Origin of the sequence: Sphingomonas psychrotolerans (assembly GCF_002796605.1) — a bacterium.
Classification (GTDB): domain Bacteria; phylum Pseudomonadota; class Alphaproteobacteria; order Sphingomonadales; family Sphingomonadaceae; genus Sphingomonas; species Sphingomonas psychrotolerans.
Genome location: NZ_CP024923.1, coordinates 952,123 through 971,677, shown reverse-complemented (window position 1 = coordinate 971,677; position 19,555 = coordinate 952,123). Strand labels below are relative to the sequence as shown.

Annotated in this window: 16 protein-coding genes; 9 read left to right on the top strand and 7 right to left on the bottom strand. The window is 65.6% G+C overall.

What is annotated here, in order from left to right; translation table 11 throughout:
* Positions 1-17: 17 nt before the first annotated feature.
* Positions 18-1,124, bottom strand: coding sequence for an AI-2E family transporter (locus CVN68_RS04225; protein ID WP_233503690.1), 1,107 nt, complete (start codon positions 1,122-1,124; stop codon positions 18-20).
* A 203-nt stretch (positions 1,125-1,327) separates the two neighbouring features.
* Between CVN68_RS04225 and CVN68_RS04220 the strand changes: the two genes are divergently transcribed.
* The gene (locus tag CVN68_RS04220; protein ID WP_100281092.1) at positions 1,328-2,803 is read left to right on the top strand and encodes an FGGY family carbohydrate kinase; all 1,476 of its coding nucleotides are present in this window, start codon (positions 1,328-1,330) and stop codon (positions 2,801-2,803) included.
* Between the two features lie 10 nt (positions 2,804-2,813).
* Positions 2,814-3,182, top strand: coding sequence for a ribosomal maturation YjgA family protein (locus CVN68_RS04215; protein ID WP_100281091.1), 369 nt, complete (start codon positions 2,814-2,816; stop codon positions 3,180-3,182).
* On the opposite strand, the gene CVN68_RS04210 is transcribed toward CVN68_RS04215, so the two are convergent.
* Positions 3,179-4,882: a class I adenylate-forming enzyme family protein gene (locus CVN68_RS04210; protein WP_100281090.1), complete on the bottom strand. Its 1,704-nt coding sequence runs from the start codon at positions 4,880-4,882 to the stop codon at positions 3,179-3,181. The genes CVN68_RS04215 and CVN68_RS04210 overlap by 4 nt on opposite strands.
* Before the next feature lie 210 nt (positions 4,883-5,092).
* Between CVN68_RS04210 and CVN68_RS04205 the strand changes: the two genes are divergently transcribed.
* The 6 genes from CVN68_RS04205 to CVN68_RS04180 all read left to right on the top strand — a co-directional run bounded on the left by CVN68_RS04205 (position 5,093) and on the right by CVN68_RS04180 (position 12,911).
* Positions 5,093-6,316 carry a serine hydrolase domain-containing protein gene (locus CVN68_RS04205; protein ID WP_100284202.1) on the top strand — a complete coding sequence of 408 codons (1,224 nt, stop codon included), beginning with the start codon at positions 5,093-5,095 and terminating at the stop codon, positions 6,314-6,316.
* Between the two features lie 238 nt (positions 6,317-6,554).
* Complete coding sequence (locus tag CVN68_RS04200) at positions 6,555-8,582, top strand: 3-hydroxyacyl-CoA dehydrogenase NAD-binding domain-containing protein (protein ID WP_100281089.1); 2,028 nt, start codon at positions 6,555-6,557, stop codon at positions 8,580-8,582.
* Between the two features lie 179 nt (positions 8,583-8,761).
* Positions 8,762-9,919, top strand: coding sequence for an acyl-CoA dehydrogenase family protein (locus CVN68_RS04195; protein ID WP_100281088.1), 1,158 nt, complete (start codon positions 8,762-8,764; stop codon positions 9,917-9,919).
* Between the two features lie 88 nt (positions 9,920-10,007).
* A complete protein-coding gene (locus tag CVN68_RS04190; protein ID WP_100281087.1) occupies positions 10,008-11,117 on the top strand; it encodes an acyl-CoA dehydrogenase family protein in 1,110 nt (369 codons plus the stop codon).
* On the top strand, positions 11,117-12,001 hold the full coding sequence (locus CVN68_RS04185) for an acyl-CoA thioesterase (RefSeq protein ID WP_100284201.1): 885 nt from the start codon (positions 11,117-11,119) through the stop codon (positions 11,999-12,001). The genes CVN68_RS04190 and CVN68_RS04185 overlap by 1 nt, the downstream gene beginning before the upstream one ends.
* 16 nt (positions 12,002-12,017) lie before the next feature.
* Positions 12,018-12,911 carry a PhzF family phenazine biosynthesis protein gene (locus CVN68_RS04180; protein ID WP_100281086.1) on the top strand — a complete coding sequence of 298 codons (894 nt, stop codon included), beginning with the start codon at positions 12,018-12,020 and terminating at the stop codon, positions 12,909-12,911.
* Between the two features lie 12 nt (positions 12,912-12,923).
* Here CVN68_RS04180 and CVN68_RS04175 read toward each other — a convergent pair whose 3' ends face one another.
* From CVN68_RS04175 to CVN68_RS04155, 5 genes are all read right to left on the bottom strand, one after another.
* Positions 12,924-13,709: an SDR family NAD(P)-dependent oxidoreductase gene (locus CVN68_RS04175; RefSeq protein ID WP_100281085.1), complete on the bottom strand. Its 786-nt coding sequence runs from the start codon at positions 13,707-13,709 to the stop codon at positions 12,924-12,926.
* 97 nt (positions 13,710-13,806) lie between these two features.
* On the bottom strand, positions 13,807-14,574 hold the full coding sequence (locus CVN68_RS04170) for an SDR family oxidoreductase (protein ID WP_100281084.1): 768 nt from the start codon (positions 14,572-14,574) through the stop codon (positions 13,807-13,809).
* Positions 14,575-14,661: 87 nt separating this feature from the next.
* The gene (locus CVN68_RS04165) at positions 14,662-15,678 is read right to left on the bottom strand and encodes a phosphotransferase family protein (protein ID WP_100281083.1); all 1,017 of its coding nucleotides are present in this window, start codon (positions 15,676-15,678) and stop codon (positions 14,662-14,664) included.
* Positions 15,675-16,760, bottom strand: a complete 1,086-nt coding sequence (locus CVN68_RS04160) for a Zn-dependent alcohol dehydrogenase (RefSeq protein ID WP_100281082.1) — start codon at positions 16,758-16,760, stop codon at positions 15,675-15,677. The genes CVN68_RS04165 and CVN68_RS04160 overlap by 4 nt, the downstream gene beginning before the upstream one ends.
* Positions 16,761-16,857: 97 nt before the next feature.
* Positions 16,858-18,141: an acyl-CoA dehydrogenase family protein gene (locus tag CVN68_RS04155; protein ID WP_100281081.1), complete on the bottom strand. Its 1,284-nt coding sequence runs from the start codon at positions 18,139-18,141 to the stop codon at positions 16,858-16,860.
* Between the two features lie 143 nt (positions 18,142-18,284).
* On the opposite strand from CVN68_RS04155, the gene CVN68_RS04150 reads away from it, so the two are divergent.
* Positions 18,285-19,523, top strand: a complete 1,239-nt coding sequence (locus CVN68_RS04150) for a TetR/AcrR family transcriptional regulator (RefSeq protein ID WP_100281080.1) — start codon at positions 18,285-18,287, stop codon at positions 19,521-19,523.
* Positions 19,524-19,555 lie beyond the last annotated feature (32 nt).

Here is a 19,555-nt window from a genome sequence, read left to right as displayed (position 1 = left end):
CCCCGCCTTCGGGGGTGTCAACCGGATTGGTCGCGACTTTCTCGCCGGTGCGCGTGCGGGTCGGCCGGATCGCGGATCAGCGTACCGTGCTCGAACAGGAAGCCGGCGATATCAGGCTTGCCCGCGGCGTTGAGCACGGTCTGGATGATGATCAGCAGCGGCACCGCGAGCAATGCCCCCGGCGTGCCCCACACCCAGCCCCAGAAGCTCAGCGAGATGAGGATGAGGATCGGGCTGATCGTCAGCCGGTGCCCGACGATCAGCGGCGTCACGACATTGGCCTCGATCAGGTGTGCGCCGATCATCATCACCGCGGGCAGCAGCGCCCACCAGATGTCGGCAAAGCTCATCAGCCCGCCAAGGCCCAGCAGCATCGCCGCCATCACCGGCCCGATATAGGGGATGTAGTTGAGCAAGGCGACGATGCCGCCCCACATCAACGGCGTCGGCATCCCGATCGCCCACAAAGCGCCTGCCACGATCAGCCCCAGGGTCACGTTGATCAGCGTGATCGTGCCGAGATAGGCCGAAGTATCGTCGACGACATCCTGGATCACCCGCGCCGTCGCCATCGCGCCGCCGAAGCTCGCGCGGCGGGTGATCGCGTTGCGCCGCAGTCGCGTCCACCCGGAGAGGAAGAAATAGATTACGAGGATCGCGAAGAACATCTCGATCAGCGCCGACGGCGCCGAAGTGGTGAACAGATCGAGCAACGAGCGCGGCGGCGGCACCGCGATCGTCTCGGGCTGGCGCACCGGCGTCGAAGCGAAGTTGGTCAGCGTCTTGTCGACGAATCGCTCGAGTCGCGAATAAAAGCGGATCAGCGGCTCGAGATTATGCTGGATCTTGGGTATGCTCTCGGGGAGCCGCTGCATCCACTGCCACGCCGGCACCACGATCGACGCCAATGCGATATTGGCGACGCTCAGGAACAGCAGCACGCAGACGAACGCCGCCAGCGGCGCGGGCATCCGATGCCGCTCGAGCCATTCGAGCATCGGTACCAGCGCGATCGCGATCACCAGAGCTGCGGTCAGCGGCAGGAAGAAGGGCGAGCCTTCGCGCAGCGCAAAGGGAATCGCGAACAACAACCCCACGCCGATCATCAGCGCCAGCGCTGCCATCAGCCGGTCGCGTTTGAGCCCCTCGCCGACACTCTCATGCGGCTCGCTCGACAGGATCGGCGCGCGGGGTGCGGCCGGAGGGATGCCCCCGTCACGCTCGCTGCCTCCGCCCATGGCCCGCGGCTGCTCGTCCACCCTTCGTTCTCCTTCGCACCGCTTCTAGGGGGCGGTTGCGCGGCCTGCAATCCGGGCTAGGCTGGGGCATGGGCGAACTTCTCCTGGTCCTCGACGAGGGCACCACCTCCACCCGCGCGATGCTGTTCGCGCCCTCGGGCGAATGCCTCGGTAGCCGTTCGGCCGAACTGACCCAGCATTATCCCGCTCCCGGGCTGGTCGAGCACGACGCCGCGGAGATCTGGAACCGCACCCTCGCCTGCGCGAAGGCAATGGTCGACAAGGCCGGCGGCGCCGGCAAGATCGCCGCAATCGGGATCACCAACCAGCGCGAGACGATCGTCTTCTGGGACAAAACCACCGGCGAGCCACTCGCCCCCGCGATCGTCTGGCAGGACCGGCGTAGCGCCGCACTATGCCGCGAGTGGCGCGAGGCCGGCGAGGAGCCGGGGGTGCAAGCGCGCACCGGCTTGCTGCTCGATCCCTATTTCTCGGGCACCAAGATCGCGTGGGCGATGGCGAACTGGCCCCAGCTCAAGCAGGCCGGTAGCCGCCTCGCGATCGGCACGATCGAGAGCTGGCTGGTCTGGAAGCTCACCGCCAATGAGAACAGTGGCGGTCTCCACATCACCGACGCCACCAATGCTTCGCGCACCTTGCTGATGGGTCTCGGCTCGGGCGGCTGGAGCGACGGTCTGCTCGACCTGTTCTCGGCGCCCCGCGACGCGCTGCCCGAGATCGTCGATTGCGCCGGCCGCTTCGGCGCCACGAAGCTGTTCGGCGGCGAGATCCCGATCTGCGGCCTTGCCGGCGACCAGCAGGCCGCGACGATCGGTCAGGCGTGCTTCGCAAAAGGCGATACCAAGGCCACCTACGGCACCGGCGCCTTCGTCCTCACCAATGCCGGCCCTGCCCCGCCCGCCTCGAAGCACCGCCTGCTCGCCACCGTCCTGTGGCAGCTCGGCGGTCGCCGCACCTATGCGATCGAAGGGTCGGTGTTCGTCGCCGGCAGCCTGATCCAGTGGCTGCGCGATGCGATAGGCCTGATCGAGACCGCACCGGAGACCGAGGCGCTCGCCCGCTCGGTCCCGGACAATGGCGGAGTCTATCTCGTCCCCGCATTGAGCGGCCTCGGCGCGCCATGGTGGGAGCCCGATGCGCGGGCATCGCTCTCCGGCTTGAGTTTTTCCAGCACCCATGCCCACATCGTCCGCGCCGCGCTCGAGGCCATGGCGCACCAGAGCCACGATCTGAAGACCGCCTTTGCAGCGGACGGCGCCGATTGGGCGCGGTTGCGCGTCGACGGCGGCATGGTCACCAACGACTGGATGGCGCAGGACCTCGCCGACATGCTGGACATCCCCGTCGACCGGCCCGACTTCACCGAGACGACTGCGCTGGGCGCGGCGATGCTGGCGGGGTTGGGCTGTGGGCTGTTCAGCGGGCTGGAGGAAGCCGCGCAGATGCGAGGCCCGGGCACGACCTTCGAACCGAAGCTCGGCGCCGACGCGCGCAACGCCCGGATCGAGGGCTGGAACGCTGCCGTCGAACGCGTCGTTCGCTGAGGGATACGACATGCGTTTTCACCGCGGCTATGCCCTGCTTACGCTGGGTCTGCTCCTGATCGAGATCGGAATCGCGTTGTTCGTGCGCGACCGGTTCGTCCGCCCCTATCTGGGCGATACACTCGCCGTGATCCTCGTCTACACCGCGTTAAGGGCCGCATTCCGCATCGAAGTGATCCCCGCTGCTGCAATCGCCTTCCTGATCGCCGCCGTGATCGAACTGGGGCAGTTGCTCCGCGTGCTCGACTGGCTCGGCCTTCAGGGCAACCCGATCGCGCGCACCGTGCTGGGCTATGGCTTCGAGTGGCGGGATTTCCTCGCTTACGCCGCCGGCGCGCTGATCGCTCTCGCCGCCGAACGCGTGCGGGCTCGCCGCTAGGCCACCGCCTCCCCCGCAAACAGCGCCCGCAGCTCGGTCTTCAAGATCTTGCCGTTGGCGTTGCGCGGCAGCACGTCCTTCACGAACCGCACCTGCACCGGCACCTTGAACCCCGCGAGTCGCGCTCGCACCCAGTCCTGCAGCTCGGCCTCGGTGGCCGACTTGCCCGGCGCGAGATGCACCACCGCCGCAGGCTCCTCGCCCAGCGTCCGGTGCGGCACCCCCACCAACGCACAATCGGTCACTGCCGGATGCGCATAGAGCACGTCCTCGACTTCGCTCGAATAGATGTTCTCGCCGCCGCGGATGATGATGTCCTTGGCGCGGTCGACGATGAAGAGAAACCCCTCCTCGTCGAGCCGCGCGAGATCCCCCGTCCGCACCCAGCCATGGACGAAGGTCTCCGCCGTCGCCTCGGGCTTGTTCCAATATCCCTTCACGATCATCGGCCCGCGCGCCCAGAGTTCGCCCACTTCACCGACCGGAAGCTCGCTCTCCCCTTCCAGCGACAGGATCTTCAGGTCCGCCGCCGCGACCGGCGGCCCGGCGCTGTTGGGCCGCGCCAGATAATCCTCCCCCGAATGGTTGGTCACCGTCGCGGTGGTCTCGGTCATCCCCCAGCCATTGGCCGGCAGCGCGCCGAACTCCTGATGGATGCGCTTGACCAGCTCGGGCGCCGAAGGTGCGCCCCCATAAGCAATGGTCTCCAGACTGGAGAGGTCGTATTTGGCCCGCGCCGGATGCTCGAGCAATTGCCAGGCGATCGTCGGCACCCCGCCGGTGGCGTTGACCTTTTCGCGCTGGATGATCCCCATCGCCAGTTCGGGATCCCATTTGCGCATGAACACCAGAGTCGAGCCAGACGCGACCGCCCCCATCATCGCCGCCGAACACGCCGTCACATGGAAAAGCGGAATGACCAGCAGCATCACCTTGGGCTCGGGCATCGCCGGCGGAGTGTCGCCGCGCCGGAGCAATGTCCGCGCCGCGACATAGGCACTCGACATGATGTTCGTCACGAAATTGCGGTGGGTGCCCAGCGCGCCCTTCGGGCTGCCGGTGGTCCCGCTGGTGTAGAAGATCGTCGCGTCGTCGTCGGGCGCCACGTCGGCATCGGGGAAGCCGACATCCTCCAGCGACGTCCAATCGCTCACCGCCCCGATCAGCGATTCGAGCGCGGCCGCCGGCGCTTCCAGATCGCCCTTGGCGCGGCTGACCACGACGCGCTCGAGATCGGGCGCGGCAGCATAGCAATGCTTGAGCCGCTCATGCCGCTCGCCGTCGACGAACAGCAATTTCGCGCCCGAATCCTTCATCGCATATTCGAGCTCCCCGCTCGTCCACCACGCGTTGAGCGGTACCATGATCGCCCCGATGCTGACGCCGGCAAAAAAGATCGCCGGCCATTCGGGCAGATTGCGCATCGCCAGCGCGACGCGGTCGCCCTTGCCGACGCCCATCTCGATCAACTTGCGGGCGATATGCGCCGTCGCGCGGTAATTCGCCTCGAAGGTGACGCGTTCGTTCTCGTAGATGGTGAACTCGCGCGCGCCATAGGCCCGCACCATCTGCGCCAGCACGCGCAGCGAGGGCGGCGCATTCTTCCACACCCGCGTCGGAACGCCTCTGATATCCACGGTCTCCATCTCGAATTTCGCGCCAGGGGCAGTCAGCAGCGCTTTCGTCTGCTCGAGCGACATCCTGGGCCAGTCGGGGTCGAGCGGAACAATCGGATCGGGGGCCAAGGCGACATCTCTCCAATGTGATTTTCTGAATGTCGGGTTTGGGTATCGCTGCCCCGACAAAAAACAACGTTAGTGTTGATTCGCGCCGCGCTCAAGGCAATAGGGGAAGCGCACCGCCGACAAGGTGGGTATGACCGAATTCGAACGAGAGGTATGCCGCTCGCAATGCACATGACACGGCCCGGACGTTACGGATTCGATGCTTCGCGGCTCGCGCGGATCGATGCGTTCGTGAAGGAACGCTACCTCGACTCGGCCAAGCTGCCCCACGCCCAGCTGCTTCTTGCCCGCGACGGCGAGGTCGTCCATTTCTCGCATCAGGGTGCTGCGCGCGAGGGCGGCGCCACGGTCGATGAAGGTACGCTGTTCCGCATCGCCTCGATGACCAAGCCGATCACCAGCCTCGCTTTCATGATGCTGGTCGAGGAGGCGAAGGTCGCGCTCGATACGCCGGTGCATCACGTCCTGCCCGAGCTGAAAGGGCTCGGCGTCTATGCCGGCGGCGGCACGGGCGCGCCCTTCGCGACCAAACCCACCGCAGAGCCGATGCGGATGATCGATCTGCTCCGCCACACTTCGGGGTTCACCTACAGCTTTCAGGAGCGCACCAGTGTCGACGCCGCCTATCGCGAGTCGAAGCTCGAGAGCTGGCACGGCAATCTGACGCTCGGCGAGTTCGTCGCGGCTTTGGGTAAACTGCCGCTCGAATTCTCCCCGGGGGCCGAATGGAATTATTCGGTGTCGACCGACGTGCTCGGCGCGGTCGTCGAACGCGTCTCGGGAATGAAGCTCGACCGCTTCTTCGCCGAACGCATCCTTGGCCCGCTGGGCATGCATGACACCTTCTTCCAGGTGCCCGAGGACAAGATCGACCGTCTCGCCGATTGCTGGGCGCTCGACGAAAGCGGCAAGCGTGTGCTCTACGATCGCGGCGACGCCTCGGCCTGGTCGCGCTTCCCCAGGCTTGTCTCCGGCGGCGGCGGCCTCGTCTCGTCCGCGCTCGACTATCACCGCTTCTGCACGATGTGCCTCAATGGTGGCGCGCTCGACGGCGTCCGCCTCATCAGCCCGAAGACGATCGAGCTGATGACGATGAACCACCTCCCCGGCGGTTCGGACCTCGCCACCATGTCGCGCTCGCTGTTCAGCGAGGCCACCAACGCCGGCACCGGCTTCGGCCTCGGTTTCGCGATCACCACCGATGTCGCGCGGACTTTGGTGCCCGGTTCGGCCGGCGAATATTATTGGGGCGGCATGTTCTCGACCGCCTTCTTCGTCGATCCGGTCGAGCGCATCCACATGGTGTTCATGACCCAGTTTACGCCCTCGATGCGCTATCCGATCCGCCGCGAATTGAAGACCCTCATTTATTCGGCGCTGGTCGATTGATGGGCGCGGGCGCCTCCTTGCCGCGAGCAAGCTTTTTCGCGCAACAACGCGCCGTGACGAGGTCGTATCGCCGCACCAGCGGCAGTCTTCGTGCCTCGTGCTCAAAGATCCAAGCTGCTGACGCAGCTCACGCCATCACCGCGCAGCGATCCCTCGTCGCGTCGTCGCGTCGTTGCGCGAACCAACCTGCTTTCTTTGTGCCTTCGCGCCTTCGCGTGAATCAAATCTGGAGCCCCCAATGACTTCCCCCATCACCACCACTCGCCAGGGCGATGTCCTGATCCTCACATCGGACAATCCGCCGGTGAACGCGCTCGGCGCAGCGGTGCGCCAAGGCCTGCAGGCCGGGATCGAGGAAGCGAAGAGCGACGACAGCATCAAGGCGGTCGTGATCATCTGCGCGGGCAAGACCTTCTTCGCCGGTGCCGACATCACCGAATTCGGCAAGGCGATGCAGGAGCCCTCGCTTCCGGTATTGGTCGATCAGATCGAGGCGCTTGATAAGCCGGTAATCGCCGCGGTCCATGGCACCGCGCTGGGCGGCGGCTGCGAAGTCGCGCTGGCCTCGCATTATCGCATCGCGGTTCCCTCGGCGAAGTTCGGCTTGCCCGAAGTCAAGCTCGGCATCCTCCCCGGCGCTGGCGGCACCCAGCGCATGCCGCGCGTCGCGGGCGTCGAGGCGGCACTCGAAATGGCGACCAAGGGAGATCCGATCTCGGCCGAGCAGGCCAAGGCGGCCGGTCTCGTCGATCGCCTTGCGACTGAGGGCAATCTCCTCGCCGACGCCGTCGCCTTCGCGCAGGAAGTCATCGGCAAGCCCGTCTCGCGCTCTTCGGAGCGCCCGGTCACCGTCGATCCCGCGGTGTTCGATGCCTTCCGCAAGGCCAATGGGAAGCGCTTCCGCGGCCTCGAAGCCCCCGCGGCAATCATCGACCTGATCGAGCAGACCGCCGGTAAGCCTTATGCCGAGGGCGTCCAGGCCGAGCGGATGGGCTTCATGAAGCTGATCATGGGCACCCAATCCGCCGCGCTTCGCCACATCTTCTTCGCCGAGCGCAAGGCCACCAAGATCGACGGCATCGCCGAGGACGTGCAGCTCCGTGACATCAAGCGGGTCGGCGTTATCGGCGCCGGCACGATGGGCGGCGGCATCTCGATGAACTTCCTCTCGGCGGGCGTGCCGGTGACCATCGTCGAGATGGCGCAGGAAGCGCTCGACCGCGGCACCGCCACGATCCGCAAGAATTACGAGGCGACCGCCGCCAAGGGCCGGATGACCGCCGAGCAGGTCGAAGGCGCGATGGGCTTGCTCAAGCCGACGCTCAATTTCGACGACCTCGCCGAGTGCGATCTGATCATCGAAGCGGTCTATGAGAGCATGGACGTCAAGAAGGACGTGTTCGGGCGGCTCGACAAGATCGCCAGGCCCGGCGCGATCCTCGCCTCGAACACCTCCTATCTCAACATCGACGAGATCGCCGCGGCGACCAGCCGTCCGCAGGACGTGCTCGGCCTGCACTTTTTCTCGCCCGCCAACGTGATGAAGCTGCTCGAGATCGTCCGCGGCGCGAAGACGGCCGACGACGTGCTCGCCACCGCGATGGCGCTCAGCAAAAAGATCAAGAAAGTCGCCGTCATCGCCGGCGTCTGCTACGGCTTCATCGGCAATCGCATGCTGATGCCGCGCCAGGTCGAGGCGAACAAGATGCTGCTCGAAGGCGCCACGCCCGAGCAAATCGACAAGGTCCACGTCGCCTTCGGAATGCCGATGGGTCCGTTCCAGATGGCAGACCTCGCCGGCGTCGACATCGGCTGGCACCGCGATCCCAATCGCATCGAGAACATCCGCGACGCGCTCGCCGCCGAGGGCCGCTGGGGCCAGAAGAAGAGCGCGGGCTTCTACGATTATGACGAGAAGCGCACGCCGTCGAACAGCCCGCGCGTCACCGAACTGATCGCCGAATGGCGTGAGAAGTTGAACGTGCCTCAGCACGAAGTGACCGAGGAAGAGATCGTAGTCCGCACGCTCTACACCATGGTCAACGAAGGCGCGCTGATCCTCGCCGAGGGCATGGCCCAGCGCGCGTCGGACGTGGATGTGGTCTGGGTGTACGGCTATGGCTGGCCCCCGTACCGCGGCGGCCCGATGTTCTGGGCCGACACCGAGGGTCTCAAGAAGATTGTCGACGGCCTCGATAAATACGGCTTCGAAGTCGCGCCCCTGCTCCGCGAGAAAGCGGAGAAGGGCGAGAAGTTCAACAAGTGACGCCTTCCTAGCCCTCTCCCGCTTTCGCGGGAGAGGGTTGGGTGAGGGGCTTCCTCTTCTGCTATCTCGGCCGATCGAAGAAGAAGGAGAAGAAGAAGACCCTCACTGCTGCGACTAGGCAGCAAAGCTGCCAAGTCTCGCTCCTCCCGCGAAGGCGCGAGAGGGTTTGGAGAACCAGGATGGATATCGACCTCGAAACCTTCCGCGCCGAAACCCGCGCCTGGCTGGAGGAAAACTGCCCTCCCGCCATGCGCACCCCGATGCGCAGCGAGAAGGACGCGACCTGGGGCGGCCGCAACCCCGTCTTCGCGCATCCCGACCAGAAGCTCTGGATGGATCGCATGGGCGCCCGCGGCTGGACCGTCCCCGATTGGCCCAGCGAATATGGCGGCGGCGGCCTCAGCCCTGCCGAGACCAAGATCCTCCGCGAGGAAATGGCGCGGCTCAAATGCCGTAATCCGCTCAACAGCTTCGGCATCTCGATGCTCGGCCCGGCGCTGCTGAAGTACGGCACCGAGGCGCAGAAGCTTGAGCATTTGCCCAGGATCGCGCGCGGCGAGATGCGCTGGTGCCAGGGCTATAGCGAGCCCAATGCCGGCTCGGACCTCGCCGGCCTCCAGGCCAGCGCCGAGGATGCTGGCGATCATTATATCGTCAACGGCCAGAAGGTGTGGACCAGCTACGCCGATCAGGCCGACTGGATCTTCTGCCTCGTCCGTACCGACAAGACCAGCAAGCAGGGCGGCATCAGCTTCGTCCTGTTCGACATGGCCAGCGAAGGCGTCAGCACAAAGCCGATCCTGCTGATCAGCGGCAATTCGCCCTTTTGCGAGACCTTCTTCGACAATGTGAAGGTCCCCAAGGCCAATCGCGTCCATGACGAGAACAAGGGCTGGGACGTCGCCAAATATCTGCTCGGCCACGAGCGCGAGATGATCTCCGGGATGGGCCTTGCCAGCCGCGGCGAGGACCCGTTGATCGAGAGCGCTCGCCGCGGCGTCGATCCGATCCTCCGCGCCCAGATAGCGCTCTTCGAAGTGCGCTCGAAGGCATTTTCGGCGATGTCCGAACGCTTCATCGACGAACTCAAAGCAGGCCGGGCGCACCCTGCCCAGCCCTCGATGATGAAATATTACGGTACCGAGCTGAACAAGGCGCGCCATGAGCTGCTCATGGCTGCCGGCGGCTCCGACACGCTCGAATGGGAGAGCGAGGCTTCGAACCACGGCGCCGCACCCCGCGCATGGCTGCGCACCAAGGCCAATTCGATCGAGGGCGGCACCAGCGAGATCCAGCTCAACATCATCGCCAAGCGGATCCTCGACCTACCTTCCTAATGCTCCAGCGAAAGCAGGAGCCCAGAGCCACGAGCGGATCGCATGGAACCTTGGGTTCCTGTTTCCGCAGGAACACAAGGCAGAAGCAATGCCCCTCTACCTCACTGACGAACAGCAAATGCTCCGCGACACCGCGCGCGATTTCGTCGCCGAACACGCGCCTATCAGCCATATGCGCTCCCTTCGCGACGCCAACGACGCCACCGGCTTTTCGCGCGAGCTGTGGAAGCAGTTTGCCGAACTCGGCCTCACCGGCATCCTGATCCCCGAAGCCGATAACGGCCTCGGCCTCGGCCATGTCGAGGCAGGGGTGGTGCTCGAGGAGATCGGCCGCAATCTCTCGCCCTCGCCGTTCCTCACCACCGCCGTCGCCGCGGTCGAAGCGCTCAAGGGCAGCCCGCACGCCGTGCGCTGGTTCCCCGGCATCCTCGCCGGCGAGACCGTCGTCGCGGTCGCGATCGACGAGCGCGGCAAGCATGACGGCAAGATCGCGATGAAGGCCGAGCGCGCGGGCAACGGCTTCCGCCTCACCGGCGCCAAGCAATTCGTCGCGCACGGCCATGTCGCCGATCTGTTGCTCGTGGCCGCCGCGACCGATCACGGCACCACGCTGTTCGCCGTTCCCACCGACGCAAAGGGACTCACCGCCGATCCGCAGCGCCTCGCCGATTCCAGCCTCGCGGCACGGCTCAGCTTCGACGGTGTCGAAGTCGATGCCGACGCAGTGGTCGGCGAAGTCGATCAGGGCGACGGCCACCTCGCCCGCCTGCTTTCGGCCGGCCGTACCGGCGCTTCGGCCGAATTGCTCGGCGTCGGCGGCGGCGCGATGGACATGACAATCGCCTATCTCAAGGAACGCAAGCAGTTCGGTCAGGTCATCGGCAGCTTCCAGGCGCTCCAACATCGCGCCGCGCACCTCTATAGCGAAATGGAAGTCGCCCGCGCCGCGGTTCTCAAGGCGCAGCAATTGCTCGACGCTGGCGACGAGCGCGCCGCCAACGCCGTGTCGGTCGCCAAGGCAATGACCGGCCTCGCCACCAGTCTCGCAGTGCAGGAAGGCATCCAGATGCATGGCGGCATCGGCATGACCGACGAATATGATATCGGCTTCTACATGAAGCGCGCCCGCGTCCTCGCCGAGCTGTTCGGTGATACCAATTTCCACGCCGACGCGCTGGCACAGGCGGCGGGCTATTGATGCCTGAACCCACCCCCGCCGAGCTCGTGGCCCAGCTCACCACCCTCCTCGACGTCGAGGAGATCGACACCGATCTCTATCGCGGCCCCCGCCTCCCCGGCGGCGTCGGCCGTGTCTTCGGCGGGCAGGTCATCGCGCAGGCGCTCCAGGCCGCGCAGCGCTCGGTGGACGGCGACAAGACCGCGCACTCGCTCCACGCCTATTTCATGCGTCCCGGCGACGAGAACCACCCGATCATCTTCCGCGTCGTCCGCGATTTCGAGGGCCGCAGCTTCGCCAATCGCCGGGTCATAGCGATGCAAAAGGGCCAGCCGATCCTCAACATGACGGCGTCGTTCCAGCTGCCCGCCGAAGGTCTCCACCACCAGGACGCGATGCCCGACGTCCCCGATCCGGATTCGCTCCAATCCGAACGCGAACTGCGCGAGCAGATCCGCGATCAGGTTCCCGAGAAATTTCGCCGTTTCTTCCTGCGTGCCCGTCCGATCGAGATCCGCCCGGTCAATCCGCGCAATTGGTTCGCGCCCGACAAGATCGAACCCGCCCAGCACAGCTGGTTCCGCGTCGTCGCGCCGCTCCCCGACGATCTCGCGCTCCACCGCGCGATGCTCGCCTACGCCAGCGACATGACCCTGCTCGGCACCTGTCTGCTCCCCCACGGAGTCAGCTGGATGACCGGCGACGTCCAGACTGCGAGCCTCGACCACGCGATCTGGCTGCACGAACCGTTCCGTTTCGACGAATGGCTGCTCTACACCACCGACAGCCCTTGGGCCGGCCATTCGCGCGGGTTCAACCGCGGCAAGATTTACGCACGCGACGGCCGGCTGGTCGTCAGCGTCGCGCAGGAGGGGCTGATCCGCTTGCGCAACGACCGCTCATAAATGCTAGAGAGCGGGCATGGAAACGCGCCGCTACCCGTACGTCACCCTCGACGTGTTCACCGACACCCGCTTTGGCGGCAACCCGCTCGCGGTGTTCACCGACGCGCAGGGACTGAACGACGCCGAGATGCAATCGCTCGCCGCCGAAATGAACTATAGCGAGACGACCTTCGTCCTCCCGCCCGCCAACCCGGCCAACACCGCGCGTGTGCGCATCTTTCATCGCACCGCCGAGATGCCCTTCGCCGGCCACCCCAATGTCGGCACCGGCTATGTCCTCGCCGGCCTTCGTCCGGACGCGGGCGACGTCCTTCGCTTCGAGGAACTCGCCGGTCTCGTCGAAATCCACATCGAACGCGATGCCGAAGGCCGCCCGATCGGTGCCGAGATTGACGCGCCGCAGCCGCTCCAGATCCTCGGCACTCTCCCCGCCGAGGCGATCGCCCCGTGCATCGGCCTCGCCCCCGCCGACCTGGTGAGCAGCGCGCACCTCCCCACCCGCGCAAGCGTAGGCGTCGATTTCGTATTGGTAGAAGTGACCGCCGAGGCGCTGTCCCGCGCACTTCCCGATCTCGCCATCTATCGCCGCGTCGCCGAGGAGCATCTCGGCGCCGGCGACCGATTGTCGATTTTCCTCTACGCGCGCACCGACAACCGTATCCGCGCGCGCATGTTCTCGCCGCTGTCGGGCACCTGGGAGGACCCGGCGACCGGCAGCGCCAATGCCGCGCTCGGCGCGCTGCTGCTCTCGCTCGGCGAACAGACCGAGGCGCGTTTCGAAGTCACCCAAGGTGTCGAGATGGGCCGCCCCAGCAACCTCGGCGTTCGCGCCTGGCGCACGGCGGACGGCATCCGCGCCAGCGTCGGCGGAAACTGCGTGCCGGTGCTGCGCGGCGAGGCGGCGCTCTAGCAAGCCGGCTTGCTAGAAAGCCGGCTTGCCGAATTCCTGCCGCGTCACGGGATGGCTCGATGACAGCCCGCCATCAACCACCCATGCCTGACCGTTGACATAGCTGGCCTCGTCGCTGGCAAGGAACAGCGCCACCCGCGCGATCTCCTCGGGCGCGCCGGCGCGGCGCAGCGGGTTGAGCCGGCCGAGCTTGTCCTCCTTGCCCACTTCGCGCGCATATTCGAATGCGCGCACCGTCATCCCGGTCTCGATCAGCCCCGGGCAGATCGCGTTGACTCGCACGTTCGAAGTCGCGAGCTGCTGCGCGGCGGTCTGGACGAGGTTGATTACGCCTGCCTTGCTCGCCGAATATGCCGGCCCGCCCGCGCCCGAGCGTAGCCCGGCCACGCTCGCGGTGCACAGGATCGCGCCCCCACCCCGCTCGACGATCCTCGGCCCGGCATGCTTGATCGCCAGTGCCGGCCCGATCAGGTTGACGCGCAGCACTTCGGTCCACAGCTCGGCGGTGGAATCGAAGATCCCCGAGGCGCCGCCCGAAATCCCGGCATTGGCGTAAAACACATCGATCCCGCCAAAGCGTTCGCAGGCCGTGGCGACGAGCCGCTCGACATCCCCTTCCGCGCCGGCATCCATCTGCACCGCCAGCATGTTGTCCTGCCCGGCGACGGTTTCGACCACGGCCCCGCGCAGGTCGGCGGCTACGACCATCGCGCCTTCCTCGGCGAACAGCCGCGCAGTAGCGCGCCCGATCCCCGACCCTGCGCCGGTGACGATGACGACCTTGTCCTTGAACCGCATATTCCCTCCTCGTCATCCCGGCGAAAGCCGGGATCTCGTGCCGCGCGCACGGCACCACCACCTGAGACCCCGGCTTTCGCCGGGGTGGCGGCTAGACCTAGATCGTCACGCCGCCGTCGATCACCATCGCCTGCCCGGTCATGAACGCACTTGCCTTGCTCGCCAGATAGACCACCGCCCCGGCAATCTCCTCCGGCTCGCCGATGCGGCGCAGCGGCGTGGTCGCGTTGGTGACCTTGATCCGCTCGGGATCCTCCCAAAGCGCTCGTGCGAAATCGGTTCTGATCAATCCCGGCGCGATGCAATTGACCCGGACATTGTCCGGGCCGAACTCGACGGCGTAGTTGCGCGCCAGCTGGAAATCCGCCGCCTTGGAGACGTTGTAAGCCCCGATCACCGGCGATCCGCGCAATCCTCCGATCGACGAGACGATGATGATCGATCCCTCTTTCCGCGCGCGCATCTCGGGCGCGACCATCTGGATCAGCCAGTGGTTGGACAGGATATTGTTGTCGAGGATCTTGCGAAACTGCTCATCGGCAATCCCTTCGAGCGGTCCGTAATAGGGGTTCGACGCCGCGTTGCAGACGAGAACGTCGATCCTTCCGAACACGCGCCGGGTTTCGTCGACAAGATGTTCGAGCGCCGCCTTGTCAGAGATGCTCGCCGCAACCCCCAGCGCAGTATCTTCCCCGAACTGCGCATTGAGCGCAGCGGCAACTTCATCGCACGCCTCCTGCTTGCGGCTCGAGATCACCACCTTCGCGCCATGCGCGGTGAGCGCCTCGGCCGAGGCGCGTCCGATCCCGCGCGTAGATCCAGTGACGATCGCCACCTTGCCGGTAAGGTCGAACAGATCCTGCATTTCCTGCTCCCGTCGTCCCGGCGAAAGCCGGGATCTCGTGCCGTATCCTGCCATCGCCTGAGATCCCGGCTTGCGCCGGGATGACGGCTAGGCTCCCGCCTCGCGCGCGAAATGCCAAGCCGACGCCGCCAGCCCAGGCAACCGCTTCACCGTCTCCGCCGCCTGCGCGCTCGACGCCGTGCCATCGATGATCCGCTTCTTGATCCCCTGAACGATCCCGGTGAGCCGAAACAGATTGTACGCGAAATACCAGTTGAGGTCGGGCAAGCCCTCACGCCCCGTCGCCGCGCAATAGCGCTCGACCATTGCCTCGATCGTCGGAATCCCCCTCTCCGGACCGGTCAGACCCTGCACCCCCGAACGCCCTTCGGGCGCAGTCACCCAGCTCATCAGGAAATAGGAGAAATCCGCCAGCGGATCGCCGAGCGTCGACAGCTCCCAGTCGAGCACCGCCAATATCCGCGGTTCGGCGGGTGCGAAGATCATGTTGTCGATGCGAAAATCGCCATGGACGATTGCAGTCCGCGTCTGCGCCGGCACCGTCCTCGGTAGCCATTCGATCAATTTCTCGACCTCGGGCATGTCGTCGGTCTGGCTCATTCGGTATTGCTTCGACCAGCGCGCCACCTGCCGCTCGAAATAATTGCCTGGCTTGCCATATTCGCCGAGGCCGACGCCCGCATAATCCACCGAATGCAGCGCCGCGAGCGTATCGACGATCGCCTCGTACACCGCGGTCCGCTCGCCCGGCGCCATGCCGGGCAGCGCTCCGTCCCAGAAGGTCCGCCCCTCGACCATTTCCATGATGTAGAAGGGCGCGCCGAGCACCCCCGCATCCTCGCACAGCCCGTAAGGCCGCGCGACCGGAAAGCCGGCCGGATACAGCGCCGCGATTAGCTGATGCTCGCGCTCAACGGCATGCGCAGAGGGCAATATCGGCCCAAAGGGTTTGCGCCGCAGTACATAGGATCCGCTGGCTGCATCAATGCGATAGGTAGGATTGCTCTGTCCGCCTGCGAACTTCTCGATGGCGAACGGCCCGGCAAACCCCGTGACGTTGCCCGCAAGCCATTCGCCCAATCTGGTTTCATCCATGTTGCTCATGCGAACTCGATCACCGAACGAACGCTGTGCCCGCCGCGCAATTTCTCCAGCGCTTCGTTGACATCGCCCAGCTTGATCCGCTCGGCGACCATCGTGTCGAGATCGAGCACCCCGTCGAGATACATCTGCACCAGCCGCGGCATGTCGATAGGGAACCGCGTGCTCCCGAGCAGCGATCCCTGGATCTTCTTGCCGGTAAGGAACGTCGGCCCCGGCAGGCTGACATTGTTCCCCGGCGCGATCATCCCAAGGATCGTCGCGGTGCCGCCGCGGCGCAGGATGTTCCACGCGAGCTCGGCGGTGTTCGATCGCCCGACTGCCTCGATCGCATAATGGACCCCGCCATTGGTGCGCTTGAGCACGTCTTTGACGATCGTCTCCGAATTGGGATCGAGCGTCCCGGTCGCGCCCAGCCGCATCGCCAGCTCGCGCTTTTCCGGCATCGGGTCGATCGCGAGAATCTGCCCCGCGCCGGCGATCTTCGCCGCGTTGATCGCCGCGAGCCCGATCCCGCCCGCGCCGATCACCGCCACGGTCTCGCCGGGGCGCACCCGGCTGTCGTTGAAGATCGCCCCCGCGCCGGTGATCACCGCGCATCCGAGCAGGGCCGCGCGATCGAGCGGCATTTCCTTGCTGATCGCGACGCAGGCATTCTCGTGGACCAGCATCATCTCGGCGAAAGCGGACAGATTGAGGAACGGCGCCAGCGGCGTTCCGTCGGCGAGCTTCAGCCGCGGCTCGGCCTCCGCCGGTCGCCGCGTCGACGGATCGATGCACAAGGAAGGCCGCCCGGTCACGCACATCTCGCACGATCCGCAGAACACCGTGAAGAAGGTGATGACATGATCGCCCGGCTTCAGATGCGCGACATCGCTGCCTACTGCCTCGATCACTCCCGCGGCTTCGTGCCCCGGCACCGTCGGCACCGGATGCGGGAATGCACCGTCGACGAAATGCAGGTCCGAACGGCACACCCCGCACGCTACAGTGCGGATCAGCACTTCGCGTGGCCCCGGCTTCGAGACCACGACATCGGCGATCTCGAGCGGCTTCCCCACCTCGAAAAGTACGGCTGCTTTCATTCCATCCCTTTCCAGTGTTCCTGCGAAAGCAGGAACCCAGAGTCACAAAGGCAATCGCCCGATCATCCTGGCCCCCTGCTTTCGCAGGAGCACGGACTCAGCGCGAAACGCCGATCTCGCCCGACGAAACCCGGTCCGCCTTAAAGTCCCCATATTTCCCGAACTCCGCTCGTGCGATCGCCCGGTTGTGGACCTCGTCCGGCCCGTCGGCGAGCCGCAGCGTACGGATCCCCGCCCAATCGTGCGCCAGCCCGAAATCGCTCGACACGCCCGCCCCGCCATGCGCCTGGATCGCGTCGTCGATGATCTGCAGCGCCATCATCGGCGCCTGCACCTTGATCATCGCGATCTCGAGCTGCGCGGCTTTGTTGCCGGCCTTGTCCATCATGTCTGCCGCCTTGAGACACAGCAGCCGCGTCATTTCGATGTCGATCCGTGCGCGGGCAAGCCTTTGTTCCCACACCGAATGATCCGAGAGCCGCTTGCCGAACGCCACCCGGCTGACCAGCCGTTTCGCCATCGCCGCGATCGCTTCCTCGGCCACGCCGATCGTCCGCATACAGTGATGAATCCGCCCCGGCCCCAGCCGCCCCTGCGCGATCTCGAACCCGCGGCCCTCGCCGAGGAGAACATTCTCGACCGGCACGCGGACATTCTCGAGCACCACTTCGCCGTGCCCATGCGGGGCATGATCATACCCGAAAACCGAAAGCATCCGTTCGATACGCACGCCGGGCGCGTCGAGCGGCACCAGAATCTGGCTCTGCTGGGAATGGCGTGAGGCCTCAGGGCTGGTCTTGCCCATCACGATCGCGATTCTGCAGCGCGGATCGCCGACCCCAGACGACCACCATTTCCGTCCGTTGATTACATAATGATCGCCGTCCCGCTCCATCCGCGTCTCGATGTTGGTCGCGTCCGACGAGGCGACCGCCGGCTCGGTCATCAGGAAGGCCGAGCGGATCTCGCCAAGCATCAGCGGCTTCAGCCATGCGTCCTTTTGCGCGCGCGTGCCATAACGGTGGAGCACTTCCATGTTGCCGGTATCCGGCGCCGAGCAATTGAAGCATTCCGACGCCCAGCCGAGCCGCCCCATTTCCTCGGCGCACAAGGCATATTCGAGGTTGCTGAGCTGGGTGCCCTCGAATTCGAAGCTGTCGTCGACATGGCTCTGTCCGGAATTGGGCGGCATGAAGAAATTCCACAGCCCGGCCGCCTTGGCCTTGGCCTTCATCTCCTCGATCACCGGGAGCGCTTTCCAGCGATCGCCCTCGCGTTGCTGCGCGTGATAGTCGCCGTCGCGCGGGCGGATCTCGCCATGGATGAACGCCTTCACCCGGTCGCGGAACCAGGTTTCCCGCTCGCTCAGCGTGAAGTCCATCGCAGCACCCTCCAGTCTCGTTGTCTCGTCCTGCCTAGAACGTACCGTATATTCGGTAAAGGGGGTGGACGCAGCGAAAAATCGAGACACGCACCTTCAAAAAACACTTTGGCTGCGCCGCGAAATCGTTAGACTGGCGTGCAATGAATGCACCTGGAAACATCGAGAGCGGCGGCGGTACCAAGCGTTTCCAGGCGAAGCGCGACGCGATCCTCGCCGCAGCGGCCGACGCGATCAACGAGCAGAGCGCCAAAGGCATGACCTTTGCGGACGTCGCGCGGCGCGTCGGGCTCAACACCACTTCGGTCACTTATTATTTCAAGCGCAAGGAAGACCTCGCCGCCGCCGCCTTCGAACAGACGCTCGAACGGCTCGACGCAATGCTCGACGCCGCGCTTCGGGAGGCGACGCCCGAAGCCCGGGTCGCGCGTTATCTTAACATCAACATGGAGCGGCTGGCCCGCATCCGCCGCGGCGACGAGCGCGACTTCGCGATCCTCTCGGACCTGCGCGCGATGGAGGACCCGACCAAGGGCCAGCTCCTCGCCGGCTGGCGCAACATCTTCCGCAAGACCCGCAGCCTGTGGGGCACCGGTGCCAGCCGCGCCGAGACCGACCTTAACGGCGCGCGCGCGCATGTACTGCTCGAGAACACTTTCTGGCTCACTGCGTGGCTGCCGCGCTACGAAGTCGACGAATATCCCCGCGTCGAGGCGCGATTGATGGACGTGTTCCGTTCCGGCATCGCCGCGCCGGGGCAGGACTGGACGCCCGAGATGCTCGACCTCGTGCACGAGGAGCCCGAACCGGGCCGCGAGGCATTTCTGCTCGCGGCGACGCGGCTGATCAACGAACTCGGCTATCGCGGCGCCTCGGTCCAGCGGATCGCCTCGGAGCTCAACGTCACCAAGGGCAGCTTCTACCACCATCTCGATGCCAAGGACGATCTGGTGATCGCCTGCTACAAGCGCAGTTTCGACATCATCGCCGACGCCCAGCGCCTTGCGGAGAGCCACCAGGGCAGCCATTGGCAGCGGCTCGAGAGCACGATCGCGACGTTGCTCGACTATCAATTCTCCGAACGCGGCCCGTTGCTGCGCACCACTGCGTTGTCGGGCCTCCCACCACATGTCCGCTCGACGATGATCGACCGCTCGAACAGGATCGCACGCCGCTTCGCCGGCATGCTCTCCGACGGCATCGCCGAAGGCACGATCCGCGCAATCGATCCTCTGGTCGCGTCGCAGGCGCTGATGGCGATCCAGAACGCCGCCTTCGACATGCGCAAATGGGCGAGCACCATGCCGCGCGAGAAAGCGGTCGCCTTCTATGCCTCGACCCTGACGTTCGGGCTGTTCGACGATCGCGTGCTGAAGGGCTGACGACGGCGGCGAGAGACGCGGTCGCGAGGATA